At 42.8% G+C, this 22,765-nt stretch carries 17 protein-coding genes; 4 read left to right on the top strand and 13 right to left on the bottom strand.

Annotated features, from left to right (window positions below; genetic code table 11):
* Positions 1 to 347: 347 nt before the first annotated feature.
* Genes ACHB7C_RS20080 through ACHB7C_RS20050 form a run of 7 tightly spaced genes read right to left on the bottom strand, consistent with a single transcriptional unit; the run spans position 348 to position 10,115 of the window.
* Positions 348 to 1,547, bottom strand: a complete 1,200-nt coding sequence (locus ACHB7C_RS20080; RefSeq protein ID WP_166266189.1) for a hypothetical protein — start codon at positions 1,545 to 1,547, stop codon at positions 348 to 350.
* On the bottom strand, positions 1,540 to 2,331 hold the full coding sequence (locus ACHB7C_RS20075; protein ID WP_144138630.1) for a M48 family metallopeptidase: 792 nt from the start codon (positions 2,329 to 2,331) through the stop codon (positions 1,540 to 1,542). The genes ACHB7C_RS20080 and ACHB7C_RS20075 overlap by 8 nt, the downstream gene beginning before the upstream one ends.
* A 2-nt stretch (positions 2,332 to 2,333) precedes the next feature.
* On the bottom strand, positions 2,334 to 5,606 hold the full coding sequence (locus ACHB7C_RS20070; protein ID WP_166266186.1) for a type I restriction endonuclease subunit R: 3,273 nt from the start codon (positions 5,604 to 5,606) through the stop codon (positions 2,334 to 2,336).
* On the bottom strand, positions 5,603 to 6,700 hold the full coding sequence (locus tag ACHB7C_RS20065) for a PD-(D/E)XK nuclease family protein (protein WP_166266183.1): 1,098 nt from the start codon (positions 6,698 to 6,700) through the stop codon (positions 5,603 to 5,605). The genes ACHB7C_RS20070 and ACHB7C_RS20065 overlap by 4 nt, the downstream gene beginning before the upstream one ends.
* A 56-nt stretch (positions 6,701 to 6,756) precedes the next feature.
* A complete protein-coding gene (locus tag ACHB7C_RS20060; RefSeq protein WP_166266180.1) occupies positions 6,757 to 8,001 on the bottom strand; it encodes a restriction endonuclease subunit S in 1,245 nt (414 codons plus the stop codon).
* Positions 7,991 to 9,508: a type I restriction-modification system subunit M gene (locus ACHB7C_RS20055; RefSeq protein ID WP_166266175.1), complete on the bottom strand. Its 1,518-nt coding sequence runs from the start codon at positions 9,506 to 9,508 to the stop codon at positions 7,991 to 7,993. Before ACHB7C_RS20055 ends, ACHB7C_RS20060 begins: the two co-directional genes overlap by 11 nt.
* A 10-nt stretch (positions 9,509 to 9,518) precedes the next feature.
* On the bottom strand, positions 9,519 to 10,115 hold the full coding sequence (locus ACHB7C_RS20050) for a restriction endonuclease subunit S (RefSeq protein WP_226693557.1): 597 nt from the start codon (positions 10,113 to 10,115) through the stop codon (positions 9,519 to 9,521).
* A gap of 123 nt (positions 10,116 to 10,238) precedes the next feature.
* On the opposite strand from ACHB7C_RS20050, the gene ACHB7C_RS20045 reads away from it, so the two are divergent.
* Entirely contained in the window at positions 10,239 to 11,228 is a 990-nt protein-coding gene (locus ACHB7C_RS20045) for a nucleotidyltransferase (protein ID WP_166266169.1), read from the top strand.
* Positions 11,206 to 12,150, top strand: coding sequence for an S-4TM family putative pore-forming effector (locus tag ACHB7C_RS20040; RefSeq protein WP_144138642.1), 945 nt, complete (start codon positions 11,206 to 11,208; stop codon positions 12,148 to 12,150). The genes ACHB7C_RS20045 and ACHB7C_RS20040 overlap by 23 nt, the downstream gene beginning before the upstream one ends.
* A gap of 1 nt (position 12,151) precedes the next feature.
* On the opposite strand, the gene ACHB7C_RS20035 is transcribed toward ACHB7C_RS20040, so the two are convergent.
* From ACHB7C_RS20035 to ACHB7C_RS20015, 5 genes are all read right to left on the bottom strand, one after another.
* Positions 12,152 to 13,561, bottom strand: a complete 1,410-nt coding sequence (locus ACHB7C_RS20035) for a TnsD family Tn7-like transposition protein (RefSeq protein ID WP_166266166.1) — start codon at positions 13,559 to 13,561, stop codon at positions 12,152 to 12,154.
* A 12-nt stretch (positions 13,562 to 13,573) separates the two neighbouring features.
* A complete protein-coding gene (locus ACHB7C_RS20030; RefSeq protein WP_166266163.1) occupies positions 13,574 to 15,034 on the bottom strand; it encodes an ATP-binding protein in 1,461 nt (486 codons plus the stop codon).
* Positions 15,031 to 17,178, bottom strand: coding sequence for a transposase (locus ACHB7C_RS20025; protein ID WP_395348388.1), 2,148 nt, complete (start codon positions 17,176 to 17,178; stop codon positions 15,031 to 15,033). The genes ACHB7C_RS20030 and ACHB7C_RS20025 overlap by 4 nt, the downstream gene beginning before the upstream one ends.
* Complete coding sequence (locus ACHB7C_RS20020) at positions 17,168 to 17,923, bottom strand: TnsA endonuclease N-terminal domain-containing protein (protein WP_226616996.1); 756 nt, start codon at positions 17,921 to 17,923, stop codon at positions 17,168 to 17,170. Before ACHB7C_RS20020 ends, ACHB7C_RS20025 begins: the two co-directional genes overlap by 11 nt.
* A gap of 195 nt (positions 17,924 to 18,118) precedes the next feature.
* Positions 18,119 to 19,306: an NAD(P)/FAD-dependent oxidoreductase gene (locus ACHB7C_RS20015; protein WP_042848658.1), complete on the bottom strand. Its 1,188-nt coding sequence runs from the start codon at positions 19,304 to 19,306 to the stop codon at positions 18,119 to 18,121.
* Positions 19,307 to 19,679: 373 nt separating this feature from the next.
* On the opposite strand from ACHB7C_RS20015, the gene pitA reads away from it, so the two are divergent.
* On the top strand, positions 19,680 to 21,170 hold the full coding sequence (gene pitA / locus ACHB7C_RS20010) for an inorganic phosphate transporter PitA (RefSeq protein WP_042848657.1): 1,491 nt from the start codon (positions 19,680 to 19,682) through the stop codon (positions 21,168 to 21,170).
* A gap of 133 nt (positions 21,171 to 21,303) precedes the next feature.
* Here the strand turns inward: pitA and uspB are convergent, their stop codons facing one another.
* Positions 21,304 to 21,639 (bottom strand): universal stress protein UspB, encoded by a 336-nt coding sequence (gene uspB / locus ACHB7C_RS20005; RefSeq protein ID WP_042848591.1) that lies wholly within the window; start codon positions 21,637 to 21,639, stop codon positions 21,304 to 21,306.
* A 563-nt stretch (positions 21,640 to 22,202) separates the two neighbouring features.
* Here uspB and uspA point away from each other — a divergent pair.
* Positions 22,203 to 22,637 (top strand): universal stress protein UspA, encoded by a 435-nt coding sequence (uspA, locus tag ACHB7C_RS20000; RefSeq protein WP_042848590.1) that lies wholly within the window; start codon positions 22,203 to 22,205, stop codon positions 22,635 to 22,637.
* Positions 22,638 to 22,765: the final 128 nt, after the last annotated feature.

Raw genomic sequence — 22,765 nt, 5'->3', positions numbered from 1 at the left:
GGTTTTAATTCCTTTTGCGAACTCAGCCGCAAGTGCTTTAAGTTTTTTCTCGTCCATAATCTGCCTACTTTTTAGTTGGAGTTAACATATCAAAAGTAGGCAAATACACAATTTAAATTACAGTCTCGATGGCTAAGATCTATTCTTACTACTGGCAACGTGGAGCATATTCGAGTTACTTTTCTTCTTGATAGCCAAGACCAATACAATCTTATATTCCAAGATTATTCAGCACCTCTTTACAAGTCCACTACTAAACTTATGACCAATTGACGCTATATATTTGGGTTGTTTACAACTTGTAATTACATAAAAAACATCGCTTACATTATCAAAAGAGGAAATATTCAAAACTTTAAATCTCTCAAAACCTTTGATACGTATTCATTATATGCTTTCTCTCCTCCATAAGAAGAGTGTAATTCATATTTTTCAATATTTTTCCTTACTAGAATCTCACCATCTCTAACACCTATATTCTCTTGATGTGAATAAACTTTATCAATCATCTCAGATAGTTTATCTTCACAAATATTTCTTGGTGGTATATGTACATCTAAAATAGAAACTGCTTTTTTGAAGTAAACTTGAGACTGCTCAGCCACTGGACACATTTCACCAAAGTTTATATTAATTTTACAGAGTGAGCAGTTAGATTTTCGATCTTTCCAAACTTTATATATTCTCTTATGAAGATTAGCTTTAGCTAAGGAGAATGACTGTAATTTTAATTGCTCTTTCAGAAACTCAATAATTGATTCATAATCAAATTCTAAATAGAAATCCAAGTACTCTTCCAATGAAAATTTTATTTCTTCAGATCGCTTATGTTTGATAGTAGCCTGACGCTCTTTATTCGTTAGATAACCATAATCCACCAATTCTGTATAACCATTATGATAGCAAGTGCTTTTTGACTTAAAGTGATTGATAAGTAATGGTTTAACGCATGGCGCAAACTTTATTTCGGATTTGCTCAGAGGCCAACTTGTATATGCATAAAAACCATCCAATGTTTTGCAAAGAAACCTATCGACGCAGTTTCCAGACAATATATATTGTACGACCTCAAATATTTCCTTCCTGCTTACTCTTGAGTCAATAGCATGAAGAATACTTTGATGGACTTTGCAAAAATCTTCATATAGCCACTCATATTTAAAGTATGAGAACCCAGATTCTTTTATTTGCACATCAATACACTTTCGGCAGAATTTAATTTGAATAGTATTCCCACAAGATTTCACATATTTTGTTGGAGAAAATGTCTTATTAAGATTATTCACATGACTGATTGGATTAGAAAAGATCGAAACTTGGTTCTTTTCCTGCCTAAACGTCCTCTCATATAGATCGAGTTTAAGATATCGGTCAAGGAACTTAAATTCATGCTTTGCTGATAAGGGTACACTTGGCTTATCCCCCCATCCTCCAGCCATTAGAATTGAGTGAAAACACCTATGGCCACTTCTCCGTAGAACTCTATAAATAAAACTATTTAACGATTCATCAGGCATAGGACCAAAACCATGATGAAAATCACTCATTCAAATACAACTCCGCCATTCCATCGAGCTTACTTTTCACTTCTTTCCAGTTCGGCATCACGCTGGTTAACAATCGCCAGAAGCGTTCACTATGGTTGTATTCCGCAATATGGCAGAGCTCATGCAATATTACGTAATCAATGCACTCTTTGGGTGCTTTGATCAGGTGAGGGTTGAGCATCAACGTACCTTTGGCTGAGCAGCTTCCCCATTGTTTTTGCATCGGCATAATGCGAAATGATGGGATGCCCTCTACCCACGTTGCTTGTGGCAGAAGCTCAGCTAAACGTTCATGGAATATGCGCTCTGCACGAACGCCATACCAACCAGATAGCAGCGCTTTAACTAGCTTTGGCTTATCTTCGTTAAAGCGGTTGAGTGTAACTAACAACTTGCCTCGTTCCATCTTCACGTTGGAAATGGCATCTCTGTCTTCTACCACCTTTAACACATAGCGACGGCCTAGATAGAACTGCATCTCACCACTCACATAGTGTTTGGTTTGCACATATTCTAAGTGAGATCGAAACTCGACCAGTGCATTCCAAATCCATTGAGCGCGTTGCATGACCGCCTCATGGATTGCTGATTTTTCAGCATCTTGAGGCGCAGTAACAGCCACTCGGCAATCTGGATGCACTCGAATGGTGATTTTCTTTTTCTTAGCTTCACCGTTTTTATCTAAAGCAAATACCTTGCGGATCACTTCATAGGTAACAGCTTCATCACCATAGATGAAGCTGTATTCCTCGACATTGCCTTCATTATGGTTAACAGAAGTCATACTTAGTGACCTGATAAGCCAAGGCGAGTGATTTGAATAACATCCGTAATAATGGCTTGCGCTTTGTCGATACCAACATCATTAAACAGCAGTGGCAGCAGTCCTAAACGAATTTGGTTTTCAATCTCCGATGGGTTAATTGAAAACTCAGCAACGGCTTTACGCACAATACCATCAATGTCTAACGCATACTGAAAGCATTGCTCTTCACTCAGAGGCAACGTCTCTCCCAACACTTTTAAGAACAGTCCATAGTAAGCTTGAACATGGCGTTTTATTTTAGGGTCAAGCTCTGCAAAGCGATCCGTTGGTAAACCTGCCACATCACGGTCTTTAACCTGCTGCTCAAAGTCCGCGAATAGAAGATACTGTTTAACTGGGCTATCAAACATCTCCTTGGTTTTCTCGATAGCTTGCTTTAACAAGTTTGAGAAATACTCTTGGGCATACGGATCATCTGCCAAATCTTGCTCAATCATCTTGGTTACACGACCTGTGATGACATCCTTTTTGTTTTTAGCCTCATCATCGGTCATTTGCTCTGGTTTGGCATCTTTACCCATGTTACCAACCAGATAAGCGCCTTCGGGTTCTTCAATCGAGACCCCCGCAATGTGCTTGTCTAACATGGCGCGAATATTTTCCGAATACTCGTCGTAGTCCACGGTTTCTTCTGCATCTGCGCGTACTTGTTGGCGCAGTTGACTCATGGATTTCAGCGTACTCTTATATAGTTCTCGCTTATTGTCGAAGCTCTTATCTTCAAAGTACGTCGCCGATTGCAGGGCAACCTTTAGGCAGTTAGCAAACGTGGTCAGCGCACCATAAAAATCATTACGCAGCTTTAAGTTGGTATCGGTTAATTGACCATCAATGGTATCAATTTTTGGTGCCAAAGCCTGACGAAGTGCTTGTCCGTCTTGCTTGTTCTTCACATCAGAAAAAATGGCCCAAAGGTCATCATACAAACCTGGCAACTTCTTGTACTCGGTATCCATGCGGTTATACAAGCCTTTGAGATCGTCGATATCAAAGCCGCCTTGGGTACGTTCAGCCAAGTCTTGGTACTTCTCAATGGTGATGTCCAGCTCTTTGAGGATGCCACGATAATCAATCAAATAACCGAACTGCTTTTTGCTGTGCAGGCGGTTAACCCGTGCAATAGCTTGAATCAGGTTGTGCTGCTTTAACGGCTTGTCGATATAGAGCACGGTGTTTTTAGGCTCATCAAAGCCCGTTAACAGCTTATCGACCACGATCATAATGTCGGGGCCTTCATCTTTTTCAAACTCTTGAATGATGTGTTTAGTGTAAGCTTTCTCGTCTGCCCAACCTTTTTGTGCGACGTTCTCTTTCCACCAGTTTTGCACCAGATCGGTACTTTCATTATCGACGTTATCGTGTCCCTCGCGGGTATCGGGTGGCGACATCGCAACCACTGAAGTGACTTTGCCGATTTGATCGAGTAGCTTCTTATAACGGATTGCAGAGGCTTTAGAATCACACGCCAGTTGACCTTTCAAACCTTGCTGCTTGAAGTTTTGGAAGTGATCCGAAATATCGTGCGCAATTAACTCTAAACGCCCTTCGGTTTGGTAAATCTGACCTTTTTGAGCGAATTTGCGTTTTAAGTCTGCGCGTTGCTTTTCTGATAGGATATCGGTAATGCGGTCAAACCATGCATCAATGGCTTTGTCGTTGGTGCTCAGATCGGGAATACGTTCTTCATAAAGCAAAGGGGTAACGGTGCCATCTTCGACGGCTTGCTGCATGGTGTAAGAGTGAATGATTTTACCGAACTTGTTCTCGGTTTTATCGTCTTGCAGCAGTGGTGTACCTGTGAAACCGATGTAAGCGGCTTTCGGCAAGGCTTGCTGCATTCGAATGTTGTTCTCACCGTTTTGGCTACGGTGCCCCTCGTCCACTAATACGATAATGTCTGGGCTATCGTTGTAGCATTCCGGTAGGTTAATCGCTGTACCAAACTTGTTGATGATCGAGAAGATGATACGCTCATTGCCTTTACCGATTTGCTCTGCAAGGCGTTTACCTGTGGTTGCCATTGCCTCTTTTTTGTCTTTATCTGACAGTGCGCCACCAGAAGCAAAGGTACGAGCAAGCTGATCTTCTAGATCCACACGGTCGGTCACAACCACAACGCGGCATTTCGCTAACGCTTTAAGCCAAATCAGGGCTTTTGACAAAAACACCATCGTGAAAGACTTACCCGAACCTGTGGTATGCCAGATCACACCGCCGTTACGTGCGCCTTTGTCATCAAAAGAGGTGATGCGTTCCACTAAAGCTTTAATGCCAAATACTTGCTGATAACGCGCAACGATCTTGCCTGCTTTTTTATCAAACAGAGTAAATAGACGGGTTAACTCTAGTAGGCGGTCATGGCGCAACAAGGATACCAATAAGCGGTCTTGGTCTGTCACCACCAAATCACCGCCTGCAATCAGTGATAGATATTCGTCTTTGATTGATAGCGTGCGATGGCTGAAAATCGCATTCAGTTGCGCGTCATTCAGTAAGGTGTTCTTAAGGCGCTCAAAGGTGTTTTCAGTAATTTCTTCTTCTTTCCATTTCGCCCAGAACTTTTCAGGTGTGCCGCACGTACCGTACAAGCCATCATGCCCATTGATGGACAACAACAGTTGGCTGTAAGCAAACAGATGAGGAATTTCATCCACTTTTTGGTTGCGAATGTTTTGCGAAATACCTTCTGTGATGGTGGGTTTGCCATTGATGCTACTATCAGGGCGTTTTGCTTCTATTACCACCCACGGCAAGCCATTGACGAAGCAGACCACATCAGGAATGCGTTTACCTGTACCACGGGCGTTATCAACTTCCATCTCTTCGGTGAAATGAAATTGGTTGTTTTCAGGCGTGTCCCAATCAATGATTTGAATGGTTGGGTTGGCTTTTTTACCATCGACAAACTCAGTCACACTGATGCCATAGGTTAGGGCGTTGTAGAGCTTTTCATTCGCGGCTCTTAAGCCTGCATTCATCGCTGGGGTCGCCAGCTCTTGAATGATTTTATCGATAGCCGAATCTGAAAGCGGATAGGCTTTACCCATAAAGGTATGGGTTTTGTGTTTCAGCACGCTGCGCAGCACATTGGGTAGAATCACTGATGATAAGCGGCCACGCATCGCCAAGCATTCAGCAGGCGGAATAAATTGGTAGCCAAGGTTGGTGAGCAGCGTTAGTGCGGGTATTTTGGCACTGTGCTCTTCGCGAAAATTAGGCAAAGGTGAACTCATGACTCATCTCCCCAATACTCACGTTCAAACGTATCCAGTTCTTGAAGGCGTTCACCAATAAATTGAATAATGTCATCTTCAGGCATGGTGGCAAGTTTGATTCTATACCCGCGATAAGTACCATTCCCTTCAATCCAACGTTCAACATTACAAGCAGTGAGAATCAACGAGTCTGCTTTACTTTCATCAGAATCTCCCTCTAGGTGGGCGTAAACATTAATTGAAGATTCACCTTTTTCACCAGAAAGAAATAGCACAACATCCGAATTGGTATCTTTCCAGCTCGCTAAAGCAAATCGCAAAGCAGGATATCCGCTCCAATGATGTAACCGAGTCGCAATCTCTTTTCCTAGTTTGGACTGAAGTGCCGTTTTCAGCCTTTGATGATAGTCGTTTATCGCTTGCTGTTTAGTTTCCTGAAGCTCTTTAATAGTAGAGAGGTTATCTAAGACAAAATCGAGGGTTTGTTGATTAACCGATGGCTGAGACATAAGGCTCTCCAAATGTAAGATGAATTCACGCAGCAATAGCGTCCATTTATGGATAGGTTGGGAAAGAAAGTGTTCCGCTAGCTGAGTTTTTAAAGCAGAAATTAACGAGGGATAGCTGATGCCATGCCAGCCACTTGGTAACGCTTCACCTGTTGGAGAAAGCACTACAAAAATAACCTGTTTACCTGCAAAGCGAGTTTGATTTTGCTCTTCTCGAACAAAACGTTCATAGTCATCAAACGGATTATTTTGCTGATGGTAGATTTTATTCTCTAACACCATCACCCAATCAGCACTTTCTAGCAGTAAATCAATACGTTTGCCTGCTTGAGTTTTGACTTCTCGCTCGGGCACTTCGGTTAATGCGCAATCTAGAGAACGATAGTCTTCAGGTAAACAAGTCAGTAGTGCCCTTAGTGCAGTATCACCGAGTTGATGTTGACCGTTGCTGTCACAAAAGAATGCCAAAATATCGGTAGTGGGATTTTCGTAATACCCCTTACTCCCAATACTAAAAATGGTGGGCTCTGCAACTTCAACTGGCTCTAGTTTTTTAAACTCCGCTAACAGTTGCTGCATTCGTTCCAATGCGTTTGTATCCATGCCTAGCCTTTATTTATTATTTGACCGCCCGTTATTCGGGCGGTATTTGCTAATTATTATGCGGCGACGTTTTCATCCACTTTGACTCTGCGCTTACCCGTCAACAACTGCTGCATTAACGCCTTTTTCTCATCTTTAAGGTGAGCGAGTTTGGCTTGTAAAAGCTCGATTTCTTTATCGGCAGCGGTAAGGACTGAGGCGATTTTTTGTTGCTCGTAATGAGTAGGAACTTTTATAGTGAAGTTACTTAATACTTGTTTCGTGATTGTCTTAATTGTACCGCCAGGTGCTTTCTCTTTCTCAATTTCAAAAAGCTCTTGAATTGCGTAAGCGAAATAAATGGTATCCATCTTTCGCTTAAATGATTGGAACAATAAAACTGTTCTATCAACGTAAGCATCATATTGTGTAATAGCGACACGCCCAATCGAGCCTTGCAAGGAAACGATCACTGTACCTGCTTCAATGAAAACACTTTTATCTATTGCAGCATCACTAATTTTGGTTTTAGTAGCCTTTTTCAGTTTCATATTTTTATCAATATCGAATACTTGAATAAAAGGATAACCATTAACCTCATCAACCCATTCAGGGTTGCCATATGGCTGCGGAAAGCTTCCTCGACGATATAAAGCAAGGTCGTCCAACTTAACCTCTTCCCATTTCCCCTCAAACACCTTCCCAGTATCAGGATCAACCAAACGTTTTTTACCCGTCAACAGCTGCTGCATCAGAGCTTTTTTCTGCTGCTGGCTGGTTGCAATGAGCTTTTCGGTGGTTGCAATCGCGTTATCCCAAGTGGAGAGGATTTTGGCGATTTTGCGTTGTTCTGGGAGGGGGGGGAGTAACACCTCAAAATTGCACACATCTTCGCGTGTGATATTGGGGTCTTTTCGGCTACTAGCTGCAAACTTCTTCCATTGTCGAACATTACCGTTAAGGTAATTCAAAATGTACTTAGAATCCGCTTTAGTACCATCCAGCATTAACCCCGAGAGTGCTTGGTTTATCGCAGATGGAACTGTTAACAATCCTGTTCGGCCAATTTGATTAAAACCACCGTACATAGCAACGAGAACGGTATTAACAGGAAAGATAGAACACGAAGTTTCCTTCAGTGCTAGCTCCGTTATGCGCTCATCGGTCTCAAAAATTTCAGCATTGTTTAAGTCTAAGGTTTTGACCCAAGGTGTACCATCTTGTGAATAATACAAATCCTGCTTAGCTCTAAGAGGTGTTGAACCTGACTTAATTCGAGCAATGTGTTTAAGGCGAGTTTCCTCCCAACCATTAGGCACCATAACCCAACTCCTCCAGATAACCCGCCATTTCCGCTTCCAGATCAGCCAGTTCATTTTGCAACGCCAAACGTTCACTGCGAACTGCCATCAAGTCGATCTCTTCTTCTTCCTCAAAGGTATCAACATAACGCGGAATATTAAGGTTAAAGTCGTTTTCAGCAATTTCTTCTAACGTCGCTAGGTAAGCATATTTATCCACGCTTTCACGCGCTTTGTAGGTATCGACAATCTTCTGGATATTTTCTTCAGTCAATACGTTCTGGTTTTTGCCCGATTTAAATTCACGAGACGCATCGATAAACAATACGTTTTTGTCGGTCTTGTGTTTTTTGAATATCAAGATAGCTGCTGGAATACCTGTGCCAAAGAACAATTTTTCTGGCAGGCCAATCACGGTATCTAGCAAGTTTTCTTCAATCAGTTGTTGGCGGATTTTCCCCTCGCTTGATGCACGGAATAGCACACCGTGAGGCACAACTACACCCATACGACCAGTTTCTGGTTTTAGGGTTTCAATCATGTGCGAGATGAACGCGTAATCACCTTTGGTTTTTGGTGGCACGCCACGGCGGAAACGACCAAAGTGATCGCTTTCTGCATCTTCATGCCCCCATTTATCTAGCGAGAATGGCGGGTTTGCGGTTACTACGTCAAAGTGCAGTAAGCCACCGTTGGTATCTTGCAGTTTAGGGTTACGAATAGTGTCGCCCCATTCAATGCGGTGGTTGTCTTCACCGTGTAGGAACATGTTCATTTTTGCCAATGACCATGTAGAGCCAATCGCTTCTTGGCCAAATAGCGCGTATTGCTTAGAGCCGCCAAAGTTCTTTTGAACTTGCTTACCACATTTCATCAATAGCGAGCCTGAACCACACGCTGGGTCGCAAATGCTGTCACCTTGTTGTGGCTCAAGGATGATAGAAAGCAGATCCGATACCTCTGGCGGGGTATAGAATTCACCTGCCGATTTTCCACTACCAGCCGCAAAGTGTTTGATCAGGTATTCGTAGGCGTTACCAATCACATCCAGCGAACCAACACGACTAGGTCGTAGGTTTAGGGTTGGCTTGCCAAAGTCTTCCAATAGGTGGCGTAGAATGTCGTTCTTTTGCTTTTCATCACCCAGTTTATCGGTGTTGAAGCTAATGTCTTGGAACACGCCTTTTAGCTTTGTGCCGTTGGCTTCTTCAATCGCGTGCAGCGCTTGGTCAATACGAGTACCGTTACCTGCGGTATTACGTACATCATACAAATCCCAAAAGGTTGAACCTGCTGGAATTTTGAATGATTGGCTGGCAAGCATGGCTTCAACCATATCTTTGTTGTCACCGAACTGAGTGGTGAGTTCTTCTACTTTGTCTTGGCGTACATCTGAGATGTATTTTAAGAACAGCATGGTCAAGATGAAGTCTTTGTAGATGGATGGATCTACGGTGCCACGGAAGGTATCGCACGCCGACCAGACGGCTTTGTTGATTTCATCTTGGTTGATTGGGGTATTTGGCATTGTTTATCTCTTATTTTATTTTTCCGGTTAAAACTTGATTCGCGATAGCCTGCATTTCTGCACGCCTTAGCTCGATTAATTGCTGATATATCTGCTCTTCTCTGGTCGCGCTTTGGCTAAGCGCAAGCACTCTGCGTTGCGTCTCAGGCGAGGGAATCATCACAGGTGTTTGCTCTAGAACAGTTCGTCGAATACTCACTTGTGCTGAACCTTCCGCAGACTGCTGAAAATGACGCTGTGCAGGCAACTGATTGAGTTGCCAAGCCAGAAACTCTGGCAGTAGTTTCACGTTCTGAGCGAGACGGATCTGAAAATAGTGTGGCGAACAAACGGCTGGTAGCTCAAGCTGGTCTAGCATTTCTCCAGATATCGCTGATGCAAGATTCTTGATACCTCGGGCAGCAAAAATTACGTCACCCGCTTTCAACCATTCCGGCTCTTTTCGTCCAGAGACGTTGGTCTGAACCAACTTTTCCCAGGCAATTTGGCCGTCATCAGCGAGATCACGTGTCTGGATAACATAGCCATTTCCGTTATCAACTTCCTGGATCGCTCCCCTAAAAGGATGACCCGCTCTGATTGTGGCGATTTCTTCTAACTTAACCATCATGGCAAATTGCATCACAGTGAATGATGCAACAAATAATGATTGACACCTTTCGAAAAGTCAACGTAATCTAGAAAAAAGAACGCATCATTATATTTGATGCATTAAAAATATGGAGGGAATATGCCAACAACTGTAAATTCTGCGTTTAACCAGTTTATGGCCGACAGCGTCAATCTTGATAGTAAGAAAACGATCACTGCGCGGTCTAGTCGAGATTATTTGAAAAGACAAGTAAAAGGATTAACTGATTTCTTTCCGCTATACAGCGACAAAGACGTCAATTTTGGTTCTTTTGCGAGAAGAACCAAAATTCGTCCCTTGGATGATATTGATATGATTTTCACTCTGTCAGCGAATGGATGTACTTGGGAAGAGAGCTTGGACGGCACTGTGTATATCAATACGCCGACTGAATCCCCTGAGTATAAGAACTTTCGCCATGACAGTTCATATCGACTCAATTCGCGTAAGATCATCAATCACTTTGTTAGCAAATTGGCTGATCTGAGCCAGTACGACAAGGCAGAGACACATCGCAACCAGAATGCAGCGACTCTCAAGCTCTCTAGCTATGACTGGAACTTTGATATTGTTCCGGCGTTTTTCACTTCCGAGGATGCCCAAGGAAAGACCTTCTATATCATTCCTGATGGGGCGGGAAACTGGATAAAAACAGACCCTAGACTAGATCGCCAACGCGTCTCCGACATCAATCAGCAATGTGGTGGCCATGTCCTTAACGCGATCCGAGCAATAAAGTATTGGCAACGCAGAGCTACGATGCCGTCAATGTCATCTTATCTTCTAGAGAATTTAGTGCTTAATTACTTTGAGGAAAAAGGTGAAGCAAGCCCGTTCGTCGATCTCAATGTCATTGACATTCTTCAGTACATAAAAAGCAACATTTGGTGGGACGTCAATGACCCTAAAGAAATCCAGGGAAACCTGAATACACTCTCTTGGGACGAAAAGACGAAAATTTCGCAAAAAGCGGAATCAGATTTCAATACAGCACTAGCAGCTCGAGAGTTTGAGGTCACAGGCGATCACAAAAAAGCAATTGGAGAGTGGCGTAAGGTATTTGGTAATGACTTCCCACAATATGGATAACCCTATGAGTTGTGTTGTAGCAAATCAAAAAACAATCCCTGCTGTTGAGGCAGGATTGGCATTCCGATACGCCTACGATCGTGCAAAGTTCTGGAAGGCTTGTATTTGGGCTTTAGCACTGCTACTGGCAGTTGTTCAGACTGGCGTTTCTATCTATGTTTTTTCTGGTCACAAAACACCATTTGACCCCTCATATTTGACGGCTGCGCCTCTACTGGCATTCGTTCTGATAAGCACCTTTGGCAAGTACATTGTCTCAAAATGGCAATCTCTTGGATGCACTATCCAACGTTTGCATGATCATCTAACCATGGAGGTAGGTACAAAGCCATCACTCTTAGAGCTTCCGAAAAGTCGAGTTGCTGAATTAAGTACGAATCGAGAGAGACAAGCCCCTCAAGATCGAGGGCAACTGGAGACTTGGTGGTCATCAAACTTGAGCAGTGTGCCATATCCTGTGGCTAAGTTAGTAGCGACCTACTCAACCTTTGCTTGGGAAAGTGAGCTTCGAAAACGCTACCAGTATTTGCTATGGGTTTGTTTATTCACTTGTGTCCTAGCTCCTTTTAGCGTTTCGATCTTTCTAGAACAAACCATACCGGAGTCCGTTGTCTTTGTAATTGGGCCTTTCACACCCATCATTGCGGTTGTTATCGACGAATTGCTTATGAACAAACAGAGTATGAAAATTGCCGAGCAGTTAACAAATGACAGTCATAACACATGGTTAAACCTTCTATCTGACAAGCTAAACTTCACAGAGGTGGAGCTATTCACCGAGCAGCACATGAGGTACTGGCAAAATTTCAGACAGTCAGCAACGCCAATCTTTGAATGGCTTTACAAGGCATCCAGAGAGCGCATGGAAGGGAATATGCTGGTCGATACGGATGCGCTTATAGCCGAATTCAAAAAGCAGTAGTCTATACCAACCTACTGGGCCCACAAGGTCTGGTAGGTCTGGGAAGCGAATTCTCTAACCATTCCCTGTCATTTGCATAAAGCCAGAAAAACGCCGCATTACAGTCAGCCTTAATATCACTACGTAGAGCATCAGGATATCTTTGCCTGTATCGTTGAATCTGAACTCGACAGCAACGCCTTTTCGACTCCCAATGACATTGTTTTCGCCATTCAACTAACCCAGAAACACTGGCGATCACTTGTTCAATTGAACCAATTCCGATCCGGCAAACTTGAGAGATTTTCCGTCGGTGCACACCTAATCGAGCGAGCCTGATGATTCTCTGTTTGAGCTTCTCATTTAACTGTTTTGGTCTCAAATTTAGTTTGATTCCATGCATTGTTGCCAAACGCTTTAAATAGCATCGGCTTTTACCTGTCTTTCTGTAAACCGCAGCAAGAGAGTCACCTTCTCTGAGTAGACTCAAGCAACGCTGCTCAACCGCTCCCTTCGTTGAACCTTTTGGTTGATGTAGGCTAACCTCTTCAATCGGTGCAGTGTGTTGAAACATCTTATTCGCAGAGTTAAACAACCATGCTCCGAGTAAGAGATGCCTAAACGGGTGGCAGTTTTTTCCTGCTGCTAGCAATTCTGAAATGTAGTGATAATCAGTTTGGTGACGAGGAAACAGAGACCCCTTCATGGGGTACATAGCCAAATCAGATGAAAACACCTTCATTAGTGCCTTCCTTCGAACGCTCCCATTGGGAGTGATAAACCCAAGCTCATTGAGTCGTGAGCGGTATCTCTCCTCCAAATCAAAGCCAGGTTTCGTTCTCTCTAGTTGGGCTAGAAGGCCGAAACCGAATATCGCAACCTCGATCTCCATCGCAGACGCTGCTTGAGCATCACAATGCACCACTGTCGGCAACCCTTCATTTAACCGCTGCCTTGCTTTTAACTCAGTAGACATAAGTCGTATTTGGTGCAACCAACATGCTGTTACACCGGGAACTTGATGTGCTCGATGCCAATAGGCAACACCTCGTTCATGGATGTCTAGCTCAACGCAACGTGGGCACCATTTTAAGTGTAAAGATCCGCCACAGCCAAAAGAAGGTAACTGACTATGGCGAAGGGCTTTGGCGCCATCTCCTCGGAGCAAGTTCTCTTTGAGTGCGTTCGCATGTTTAGGTAAGTAAAAGAAGAACAGAGGTGCAAGGGTTTGTCTGACCAACAGGTTATCCGCATTTTCACCGGACATTTCAGCGATTCGCGATATGCCTGCTGTCAGGAAAGGATGCATAGACAAACGACTGGAGCCGAATACCCGTGAACTAAACGAACACGCCGGCTCGCCTGTCAATATGATGTGGCGCATCAAGCGCCCTAGAAGGAGCTCATCTGGAAAAGCCGATGGCAGTTTCATATTCCACGAAACTTACTTGAATATCTCCAGAGGGTCATCACATAGAACGCCTGCTTTTTTCAGTATTTCAAGCGGGTTCTTCGCATCCGATGCTCTCTGGAAAAGGTCAAAGTCTTTAATCTCCTCATAAAGGTTATCCAGATTCTTTAGCTCAATTACTCGCTCAGAAAATTCAGGGTGATGTGCTTTGGTTAAATCGCCTGGAATGGTGACTAGTTTTCCTTTTGAGGTTGTCAACTGAGGCTTAGGTTTACCTGCACTTTCGTTAGCTGACGTTACAGGAGCCTTTGGTTTTGAAGACTCACTGCGCCGTTTGAGCACCGAAATTTTGCTGTCTCGTTTGATTTTATCTACTGCTGGTTTCGATAAGCGGATAACAATACTTGCGCCATATCTCAAAGCACTTGGAGTCAACACCTCATCATCACTGCCTATTAGCGCCCGTTGCGTCGCCTGATATATCCTTACCGCTAAATCCATATTGCCGACTGACAAATCAAACAATGTATCGCTTAGCTCATCAGTCAAAGGTGTGGGAACATTTGTCCATTGCAACTGCCAAAGCTCCTCGATAAACAGCTCCCATTCTTCATCATTTTTCATCAACTCGACATCAAAGTATCCACTGCTTTCTGCACGACGCGCTGCTTTGAGTGTTTTGCTTAGCAGGTTGTTGAACGGAGGGTTGGCACAGAACAGAAGGGGAATACCGAGGTTATTGACGAGATTGTGCAAAAAACCAATTAATCTATCTGCGCCTCCCGCTTTTGCTAGATTGAGGTTTTGCATCTCATCAATGACGAGAATACCCAAAAAGCTCGATTTCATCTTTGCTTCAATTTGACTGATCAAAGCTGCGATGGTGCTTGCTGGTTTCGTCTGTGGTATGCCCAGTTTTCGGTCAAGTTCTTCAAGTATCCGATAGCAAAGTCCCTTTACACTTGAGTCATCAGGACAGTCGACCTTTATCCATACAACTTGACGCAGGGGAAGCAGTTTGTTTTCGTAATATGAATGCTCCACTGTATCTGGAAAGCACCCCAGAACTTGCTCCAGCATACAGGTTTTTCCCACTCCACTTTCTCCAATCACGGTAATGCCAGAGCCTTTTGGCTTAAAGTATCCCGTGACAGGTTCTATGTCTGGACGTTCCTCTCCCGAATAATGTAGAAAGTTCATCGTGGTTGGCGACAAAGGATTCTTCGCTGAATAACCCTCCTTTATCGCCATTTCAACAGCCCGAAAAACCTCTAAGTAAACAGGCAATGGCTGTCTTAATTCTCTGAGGCGAGATACATATTCAACCCTTTCTAACGGATCCAACTGTGTCTCTTCATAGTGACAAGAGGGGTAGTAGCTCAGTTTTTCTGCCAACTCGCTATCACATAATTTAGGAGGAAGAGCCTCGATTAGAGGGTTACCACAATGCTCAGGCAGAATTGCTCTTTGATAAACGGCAGCTGCTCTATTCATTTAGACTCACCTTTCTTGCGCTTTAACAGAGAGACGACATTCTTTCTTTTTTCGTCATTGCGTTTGTCAAACTCAGGCATATCGGGGGCATGACCCATATCATCCGCCGGTTTTGCCGTTACTCGTGCCTCAAGGACAGACTGCCTGCGGCGCTCTTTCATGCCCTTTATCTTTTCAGCTTTTGATTCTAAAGGGGGCGCTTTAGCTGATTCATTTTGAGCATTTTGAGTGATTTCTTTTCGGCGTTGATGGCGCTCAACAGACTTGGCGGTAGGCTTGGCACGATGCTTTTCCAGTTTTTTCCAGTCCTCAAAAAATAAAATATCTGCGTGATGACGCTCATCAAATGATTTTGATGCTTTACGGAGCCAACATTGGGAGAAACCCTCATCTGGCTTAAATCGAACGAAGATAAAGGAAGAGTTGTCCTGATCTATTCTTGCTTCTAAACGCCAACTACTGCCACTGCGAGCAATGACTTTCCAGTCTTCAAAATCGGGGCGATCAGACTCATAGTACATATCGTCATTTAACCTCACCCCTTTGCTTGTCATCGAAACCCAATCTGCAGGTAGGAGGCGCGCTCTAATGGTTGCCTCGTCCAGTGTACTCAAGGCATGTTGATGCTTTTGAAGATGGATATTCCAATAATTAATAGGAGTGGGTGCTAACTCTTTCTCGATGAGTAGACTGCATTGACCCGCTAAGCTCTCAAAAACTTGACTGTTGTGTTCAAGAACCGCATCAATCAACAACGCATTAACCTCATCAAGAGTTAATACCGCTTCCATTCTTGGATCTTTATCACCGCGAATATAGTGACGGCCTCGGGTTGTCCCCATCAAATCATGGATAAGCTTTTCGTTTAATATGTTAAAACGATGCTCCACTATGCCTTTGAGTTCAGCTCGATAAGGTGGAGCTATGCTCAGGTGTCCAATCAAAGGAACTGCAAGATTTTCTGCATCCTGACAAATAAATTCACCACGATCGCATAGAAGTCTCTGAGGTATGTGATGACATGGCCATTCGCTGTCCTTAATCTCAATACCATATCGAGCACAGTATTCCTTTTTAGATGTGAACGCGTTGACCAACGCCTGACGGCCAGCTCGCCAAGATGCATACTCGAGAGACACATGAATGCCGACAATCATTCGGCTTTCTTTATCAACTACACAGTAAACAGTTGGCCTACCAAGCACATGATTACGACGGAACTCAGAAACCACATGTACATCCAAAACAGTCGCATCTAGTTCAAAACAGCTGCCAGGAACAGCCGTATGATCAGTAGCTGCACCGCGAAGACCACGGCGATTACGATCAAAATCACCAGGTGATGTTTGCTTCCGAATCAACTCCTGCTGAGGAATAAGCCTTTTAATCCAATATAAAAATGCTCGATATTGAGGAACGAGCGCTACCCTACTTTCCAAATCAGCGGCAATTAGTTCCTTTGCATAGAACTCCGTTAACATCTGGTCATAAACCTTCCGGAATGTCACTTTCTTACCCTTCATTCCGAACCGCTTCATAGCCTTTAGGAATATGGTTTTATCTTTCTCGCTAGTGTTAACACTTGGCGGGGCGGCAAGGCTTGGTGTAGATAGTCTTATTGGTGCTCCGCGCTTTACTTTACCCGCGACTCGCGTTTTTCCAGCTCCTCCAGAGTTAGTATAAGCCGGTAGAAGCGCATTGTATTCCTGACCATATTTCCAGTAGAGGTTGAGAGAACGGTATAACGCCTGAACATAAACACCCTGTTTTTTGGCATGTTCAGCTACTATTCTTGAACGTGAGTCCGTAACAAGCTTCAAAAGAAACCAAGGATCCAATATCAAACCTTTGATTTGCTCTAGGCGGTTATCACGTTTTTGCAGATGATCAGACGGTACGTTTCTATCATCAGACAATTGGTAATGCGGCTTCGGGTATTTTTCAGGGCTGATCGCCCCTTCTTCAGCCTGTCTTAGAAAAAATGGCAAATCGACAGCAGCTGGTCTTTGTAGTTTTGAGCCTTCCACAATTTGAAAGAGGACCACCGTGGCATAATCAGGATAGCAAGCCAATACTCGGTAAAGGCCATCATCAAAACCATCTATACCTGCTAATCTCCAAACGCTATTGATCTCAACCTGCATAGTTCTGCTCCGAATCACCCATATCTACCCGTGTGACTTTGATTAAGCCTGTTTCCTCAATCGAATTGTTAAGGTCAACGGTTACTAGTTTTGTGGCTAAAAGGCTCTTCAACAACATCAATGATTCGTCTGAATCGATATCTAGCGCCTCAATAAACCCCTCACAAACGTCCTCTACTAAATATGTGCCTGTACCAACTAACGACTTTGCTTTATGCATCAGTGCTCTTGGATGTATACACCCTTGCCGAATAGGAGAGGTGAACCACTGGATGTTTTTTGACTGAATCTGATTATCTTCAGACATGACATAAACATGAAAGGGGATACCGAGCAATTGCCACCAGACTCTCTCGATATCGAGCTTTTGAGCCGTTCTCTTGTTGACGAGATTAGCAGTTGGTTTAACGCTTACAGCCTCATACCATTGTTTAGCACCATCCGATCGGGTCAATAAGAAGTCTGTTGTCACCACGTTCCACTCATTTTGCTTTGAGTAAGGGATGACAGGATGGTCGACACCCAGTGCCTGAGCAATTTTGGTAGATAGATCTAAAGGAATTAGAGGGAACTGTTCTCGGATATCAATGATGGTGTCGCAAAATTCAGCGAGATAAAAAAACGAAGATTCATGTTCAGAAAGGGTGTGATGAATACGCCCAGTTTTTATGCCTTGAATCTTGGCACTGTGACCATATGAACTTACATCTTGGACGCGAAGCCATGGCTTGTAGGCCTCTCGCACTCCCAATCCATACCTCTGTTTCAATGCTCGCTGGAAATCTGATAGCGAATCTAGTTTTCTGCGCCCAGCCAAAATGACCTCGATCCATCACATGTTTTAAAGGTCATTATAGCTTAGTGTCAAACTTTATTATTCCAAAATCGCCTTTATGTACAAACTCTCCGGCTTGTGTACAAACTTTATTGTTCCTAAACATTAAGGTAAATTTTCAGCGCATGCTGCTGCTGAACTCCATGCCCACTGGAAATTATAGCCGCCTAACCAACCCGTCACATCCATGACTTCACCAATAAAATACAAGCCAGATACTTTAAGCGATTCCATCGTTTTAGATGAAATTTCATGTGTGTCCACTCCACCAAGTGTAACTTCAGCGGTACGATAGCCTTCAGTTCCATTAGGTTGTACCTGCCATTGATGTAAGGTGTTATGTAGTGCTTCAACCTGAGGGTGATTAAGTTGCTTTAGTGGACACTCAGGGATTTGCCCTAGCGCCTGTAATACCTCGATTAACCGTTTTGGTAATAATTTAGCCAGTGTATTTTTAAGTGATTGGTTAGGGTGTTTTTGTTTTTCTACCATAATAAAGTCTGTTAATGAAAGGTTAGGAAGTAAGTTAATACTTACATACTCGCCAGGAAGCCAGTAACTAGAAATTTGCAAAATTGCAGGCCCAGAGAGACCACGGTGGGTAAACAAGATATTTTCTTTAAATACGGTCCCATCCATTGCTGTAACCTCAGCAGGAACGGATATACCTGAAAGTACTTGTAATGCTTCTAACAGTGGCTTGTGTAAAGTAAAAGGCACTAATGCTGCACGTGTAGGAATAATGGTATGCCCAAACTGTTCTGCGAGACGATAACCAAAGGGTGTTGCACCGAGACCGGGCATAGATAACCCTCCGGTTGCAACAACGAGTGAGTGGGCACTCACATTTTCCCCGTTGATAGTAACTAAGAAACCATTATCTGTTTTTTCGACGGCGGTGACTTCACTGCGTAGCTTGATAGCCACATTTGGTAAATCACATTCAGTTTTTAGCATATCGACGATATCTTGTGCGCTATTATCACAAAAAAGCTGCCCTAATGTTTTTTCATGGTAAGCAATATTATATTTTGCGACCAAGGCAATAAAATCCCATTGTGTGTAGCGAGCAAGTGCTGACTTACAAAAGTGAGGGTTACTTGAAAGGTAATTGCTATGTTCTGTGTACATGTTTGTAAAATTGCACCTGCCACCCCCGGACATCAATATTTTTCTGCCGAGTTTTTTTCCGTTATCAAGCACCAGCGTATTTAAGCCTCGTTTGCCAGCGAGTGAGGCACAAAATAAACCTGCTGCACCTGCACCTAAAATAATAACGTCAATATTTTTCACAATAAGGTTCTCTATATATTTGATTTTAAGCATAATTACATTATGAACATAGATATTTTACGTCATCTTGTCATGATTGTAATGTAAAGCTTTGAGGTAGAACTGATGAAAAGTATGTAGGACGTATTATAATTAGAGAAATTCGGCAAAAAATAGCAAATGATGATTATTTTCTGGAAACATCGTTAAAAAGTTGCAAAAATTCAGAATAAATTTGTTTAAGCCAATCTATTGAAATATATGGGGTAATTACTATGAGGTACTTTTTTGATGGGTAGTTAAATCAAAAAAAGGTTAGATTTTGCTTCCACCGCCAGCGTTTGTCACTGATAATGCGCCGCGTTCATGTCCAACATATAATGGCTTAACGTCTATGCTACATCTTTTTACAGGTTTAGAATTTCATACAGGTCTATTATTAGTTCTAGCACTGTTATTTGTGCTGTTCTATGAGGCTATAAATGGCTTCCATGACACCGCTAACGCGGTAGCAACGGTTATTTATACCAGAGCAATGCGGGCTCAGTTCGCAGTTGTCATGGCAGGGGTTTTTAACTTTTTCGGTGTCTTGCTGGGAGGGTTGAGCGTTGCGTATGCAATTGTCCACCTCTTACCAACAGACCTCTTGCTTAATGTGAGCTCAGCTCACGGCCTTGCAATGGTTTTTTCATTGCTTCTGGCTGCAATCATTTGGAACCTTGGAACGTGGTACTTAGGTATCCCTGCTTCAAGTTCACATACGCTGATCGGGGCGATTATCGGGGTGGGTTTAACCAACGCGATTGTAACTGATTCATCTGTAGTTGATGCCTTGAACGTACCGAAAATGATCAGTATTTTCATGTCATTGATTTTATCTCCCGCAATTGGTTTTGTGATAGCTGGTTTGATGATTTTCTTTTTGCGCCGTTATTGGAGTGGCACAAAGAAACGTCGTCGAATTCACTTAACCCCAGCAGAACGTGAGAAAAAAGATGGGAAGCGTAAGCCACCATTTTGGACGCGTACTGCATTGATTTTATCTGCGGTTGGTGTCAGTTTCTCCCATGGTGCGAACGATGGCCAAAAAGGCATCGGTCTTATCATGCTGGTGCTAATTGGTGTTGCGCCAGCGGGCTTCGTGATGAATATGAATTCAAACGGCTATGATATCGCTAAAACGCATGATGCGGTTGTCCACCTGCAACAATACTATGAAACACATAAACCAGCGTTAAACCATGCGATAGAAAATGCCCCTGTGGTGGCTGAAAGCAGCGATGAGCCCGGTGGTGAATTCCACTGTGATAGTTCCCGTACTGGTGCGATTTTAAATCAAGCGCAAACCATGCTGGATGGCATTCAAAGCTATGAAGAGCTAACGCCTGATCAACGTAATCATGCACGTCGTTTATTGATGTGTATCTCTGATACCGCAAATGCTGTTGCTAAGTTACCAGAAACGAGTTCGAAAGATGCGAGTTTACTGAAAAAATTGAGTAATGACTTGCTGTATACCGTTGAGTATGCGCCACTTTGGATCATCATTGCTGTTGCCTTAGCGTTATCGTTAGGTACCATGTTTGGTTGGCAGCGCGTTGCTGTTACCATTGGTGAGAAAATTGGTAAGAAAGGCATGACTTATGCGCAAGGTGTTTCCGCGCAAGTCACGGCGGCGGTTTCCATCGGTGTTGCAAGTTACACTGGGATGCCTGTTTCAACGACGCAAGTTTTATCTTCAGCAGTCGCTGGTACCATGGTTGTCGACGGTGGTGGTGTGCAAACTAAAACCATCAAGAGCATTGCTTTAGCGTGGCTACTGACTCTGCCTGTCTCAATTGTGTTATCTGGCGGTTTGTACTGGCTATCATTGCTGTTTATCTAACAGCGCTTAACTTGGCTTCATATCGTTTGTATGGGGCCTTTAAACGTTACATGAACATAGTAATATAAATATACGAAAGAGTGATGGCCTTACGGCCATCACTCTTTTTTTATCGTTAGGTGGGTGAATATTATTAACCTGTCACTAATAAGTAGATTAGGCTTACAGCAACAAGAATGCTAAGTCTACTTATCATCATAAATTGCTTACGAATTCGCTCACAGCGTAAAATGACTTCTGGGTCGTAGTGGTCAATATATTGTTTATTATTGATGTACCTAACCAATCGCAGCTGTTTGTTCAGTTGACCATGGGTGGTAAAAAACCCATTACCATCAACGGATTGGTAGAGCAGAGGGTCTGAATCCCTTAAAATGGACAATAAAACACGAATTGAAGAAAAATACCGCATCATATTCAAGATACATAAAATACATAATGCCCAAAACAATGCAATCATACTGAACATAATCCCCTCCTTAGAACCTAGGGGCTATTGACCTTTTGATTGGTTCTCTCAGCAGCAAAGCTATCGCTTTACCGTAATGCTATTGATTTTCATGCCTTGTATTAATGAGAAGTGACCAGCAAAGTTCAACTGCGCCTAGCTCACTGCAATTGTCACAAAGGAAATACAGCAAAACGTTGCACTTAAACTAAGTTTTTTTATTGTAGGATATATTCTTGCTTAAAAAAAGTGCAGCGGGCACAAAATTATGATGACTATTTGTTTATATTGAGAAAATTGTCAGTAGTTTCTATGTATGTTCGTCTAAAATATAAAAGAGCATGGGAGAATGTTTTACGCAATTTTAGTGTATCCTTAGCTCAAATTGTTTAGGCAAATATATTAATATTGAATGAATGATGTTATTGTTTTATAAAATGTTATATGAACTGATGATTTAAAGGTTAATCTGCTTAGATGTGATCAAAGCAACACTTAATAATCACAATTTGCAGGTATAGTATTCATAAAGATGTGGTGAAGGCATAACCACTGGATAATCAGCATTTGGAAGGAGTTTACTTATGGCTTACAAACATATTCTTGTGGCGGTAGATTTATCACCTGAAAGTAAAGTATTACTGGATAAGGCTGTCTCTATGGCAAAACCTTACGGGGCCAAAGTATCCATGATCCATGTTGATGTGAACTATTCGGACCTCTACACAGGTCTTATTGATGTCAACCTTGGTGACATGCAACAGCGTATTACGGATGAAACTCGTAACGCTCTGAAGGACTTGTCTGCAGGTGCAGATTATGAAATCCAAGAAACTCTTAGCGGTAGTGGTGATTTAGGCCAAGTACTGGTTGATGCGATTAAAAAATATAATATGGATTTAGTCGTCTGTGGTCATCACCAAGATTTCTGGAGCAAGTTAATGTCATCTGCTCGTCAGCTAATCAATACAGTTCATGTGGATATGTTGATTGTGCCATTAAATGACGATGAAGAATAAGTCACATCGCTAAATTAGAAAAATTATTCACTAAAAACGCTTGCTTATGCAGGCGTTTTTTTTGTTACAAAATATGTACTTCGAGGTGGTTATTGGCAGGTCAAGCGATTTATTTTGCATTACAGTGA

Origin of the sequence: Providencia sp. 2024EL-00732 (genome assembly GCF_044006275.1) — a bacterium.
GTDB lineage: Bacteria > Pseudomonadota > Gammaproteobacteria > Enterobacterales > Enterobacteriaceae > Providencia > Providencia huashanensis.
Note: the sequence above shows the minus strand (reverse complement) of the source record. Positions and strands in the feature narration are given on the sequence as shown.

Bases quoted from the DNA above. Each gene is read 5' to 3' on its own strand.
- ACHB7C_RS20080 (WP_166266189.1), bottom strand. From the start codon at position 1,547: ATGAGTGATTTTCATCATGGTTTTGGTCCTATGCCTGATGAATCGTTA.
- ACHB7C_RS20075 (WP_144138630.1), bottom strand. From the start codon at position 2,331: ATGACTTCTGTTAACCATAATGAAGGCAATGTCGAGGAATACAGCTTC.
- ACHB7C_RS20070 (WP_166266186.1), bottom strand. From the start codon at position 5,606: ATGAGTTCACCTTTGCCTAATTTTCGCGAAGAGCACAGTGCCAAAATA.
- ACHB7C_RS20065 (WP_166266183.1), bottom strand. From the start codon at position 6,700: ATGGATACAAACGCATTGGAACGAATGCAGCAACTGTTAGCGGAGTTT.
- ACHB7C_RS20060 (WP_166266180.1), bottom strand. From the start codon at position 8,001: ATGGTGCCTAATGGTTGGGAGGAAACTCGCCTTAAACACATTGCTCGA.
- ACHB7C_RS20055 (WP_166266175.1), bottom strand. From the start codon at position 9,508: ATGCCAAATACCCCAATCAACCAAGATGAAATCAACAAAGCCGTCTGG.
- ACHB7C_RS20050 (WP_226693557.1), bottom strand. From the start codon at position 10,115: ATGGTTAAGTTAGAAGAAATCGCCACAATCAGAGCGGGTCATCCTTTT.
- ACHB7C_RS20045 (WP_166266169.1), top strand. From the start codon at position 10,239: ATGCCAACAACTGTAAATTCTGCGTTTAACCAGTTTATGGCCGACAGC.
- ACHB7C_RS20040 (WP_144138642.1), top strand. From the start codon at position 11,206: ATGACTTCCCACAATATGGATAACCCTATGAGTTGTGTTGTAGCAAAT.
- ACHB7C_RS20035 (WP_166266166.1), bottom strand. From the start codon at position 13,561: ATGAAACTGCCATCGGCTTTTCCAGATGAGCTCCTTCTAGGGCGCTTG.
- ACHB7C_RS20030 (WP_166266163.1), bottom strand. From the start codon at position 15,034: ATGAATAGAGCAGCTGCCGTTTATCAAAGAGCAATTCTGCCTGAGCAT.
- ACHB7C_RS20025 (WP_395348388.1), bottom strand. From the start codon at position 17,178: ATGCAGGTTGAGATCAATAGCGTTTGGAGATTAGCAGGTATAGATGGT.
- pitA (WP_042848657.1), top strand. From the start codon at position 19,680: ATGCTACATCTTTTTACAGGTTTAGAATTTCATACAGGTCTATTATTA.
- uspB (WP_042848591.1), bottom strand. From the start codon at position 21,639: ATGTTCAGTATGATTGCATTGTTTTGGGCATTATGTATTTTATGTATC.
- uspA (WP_042848590.1), top strand. From the start codon at position 22,203: ATGGCTTACAAACATATTCTTGTGGCGGTAGATTTATCACCTGAAAGT.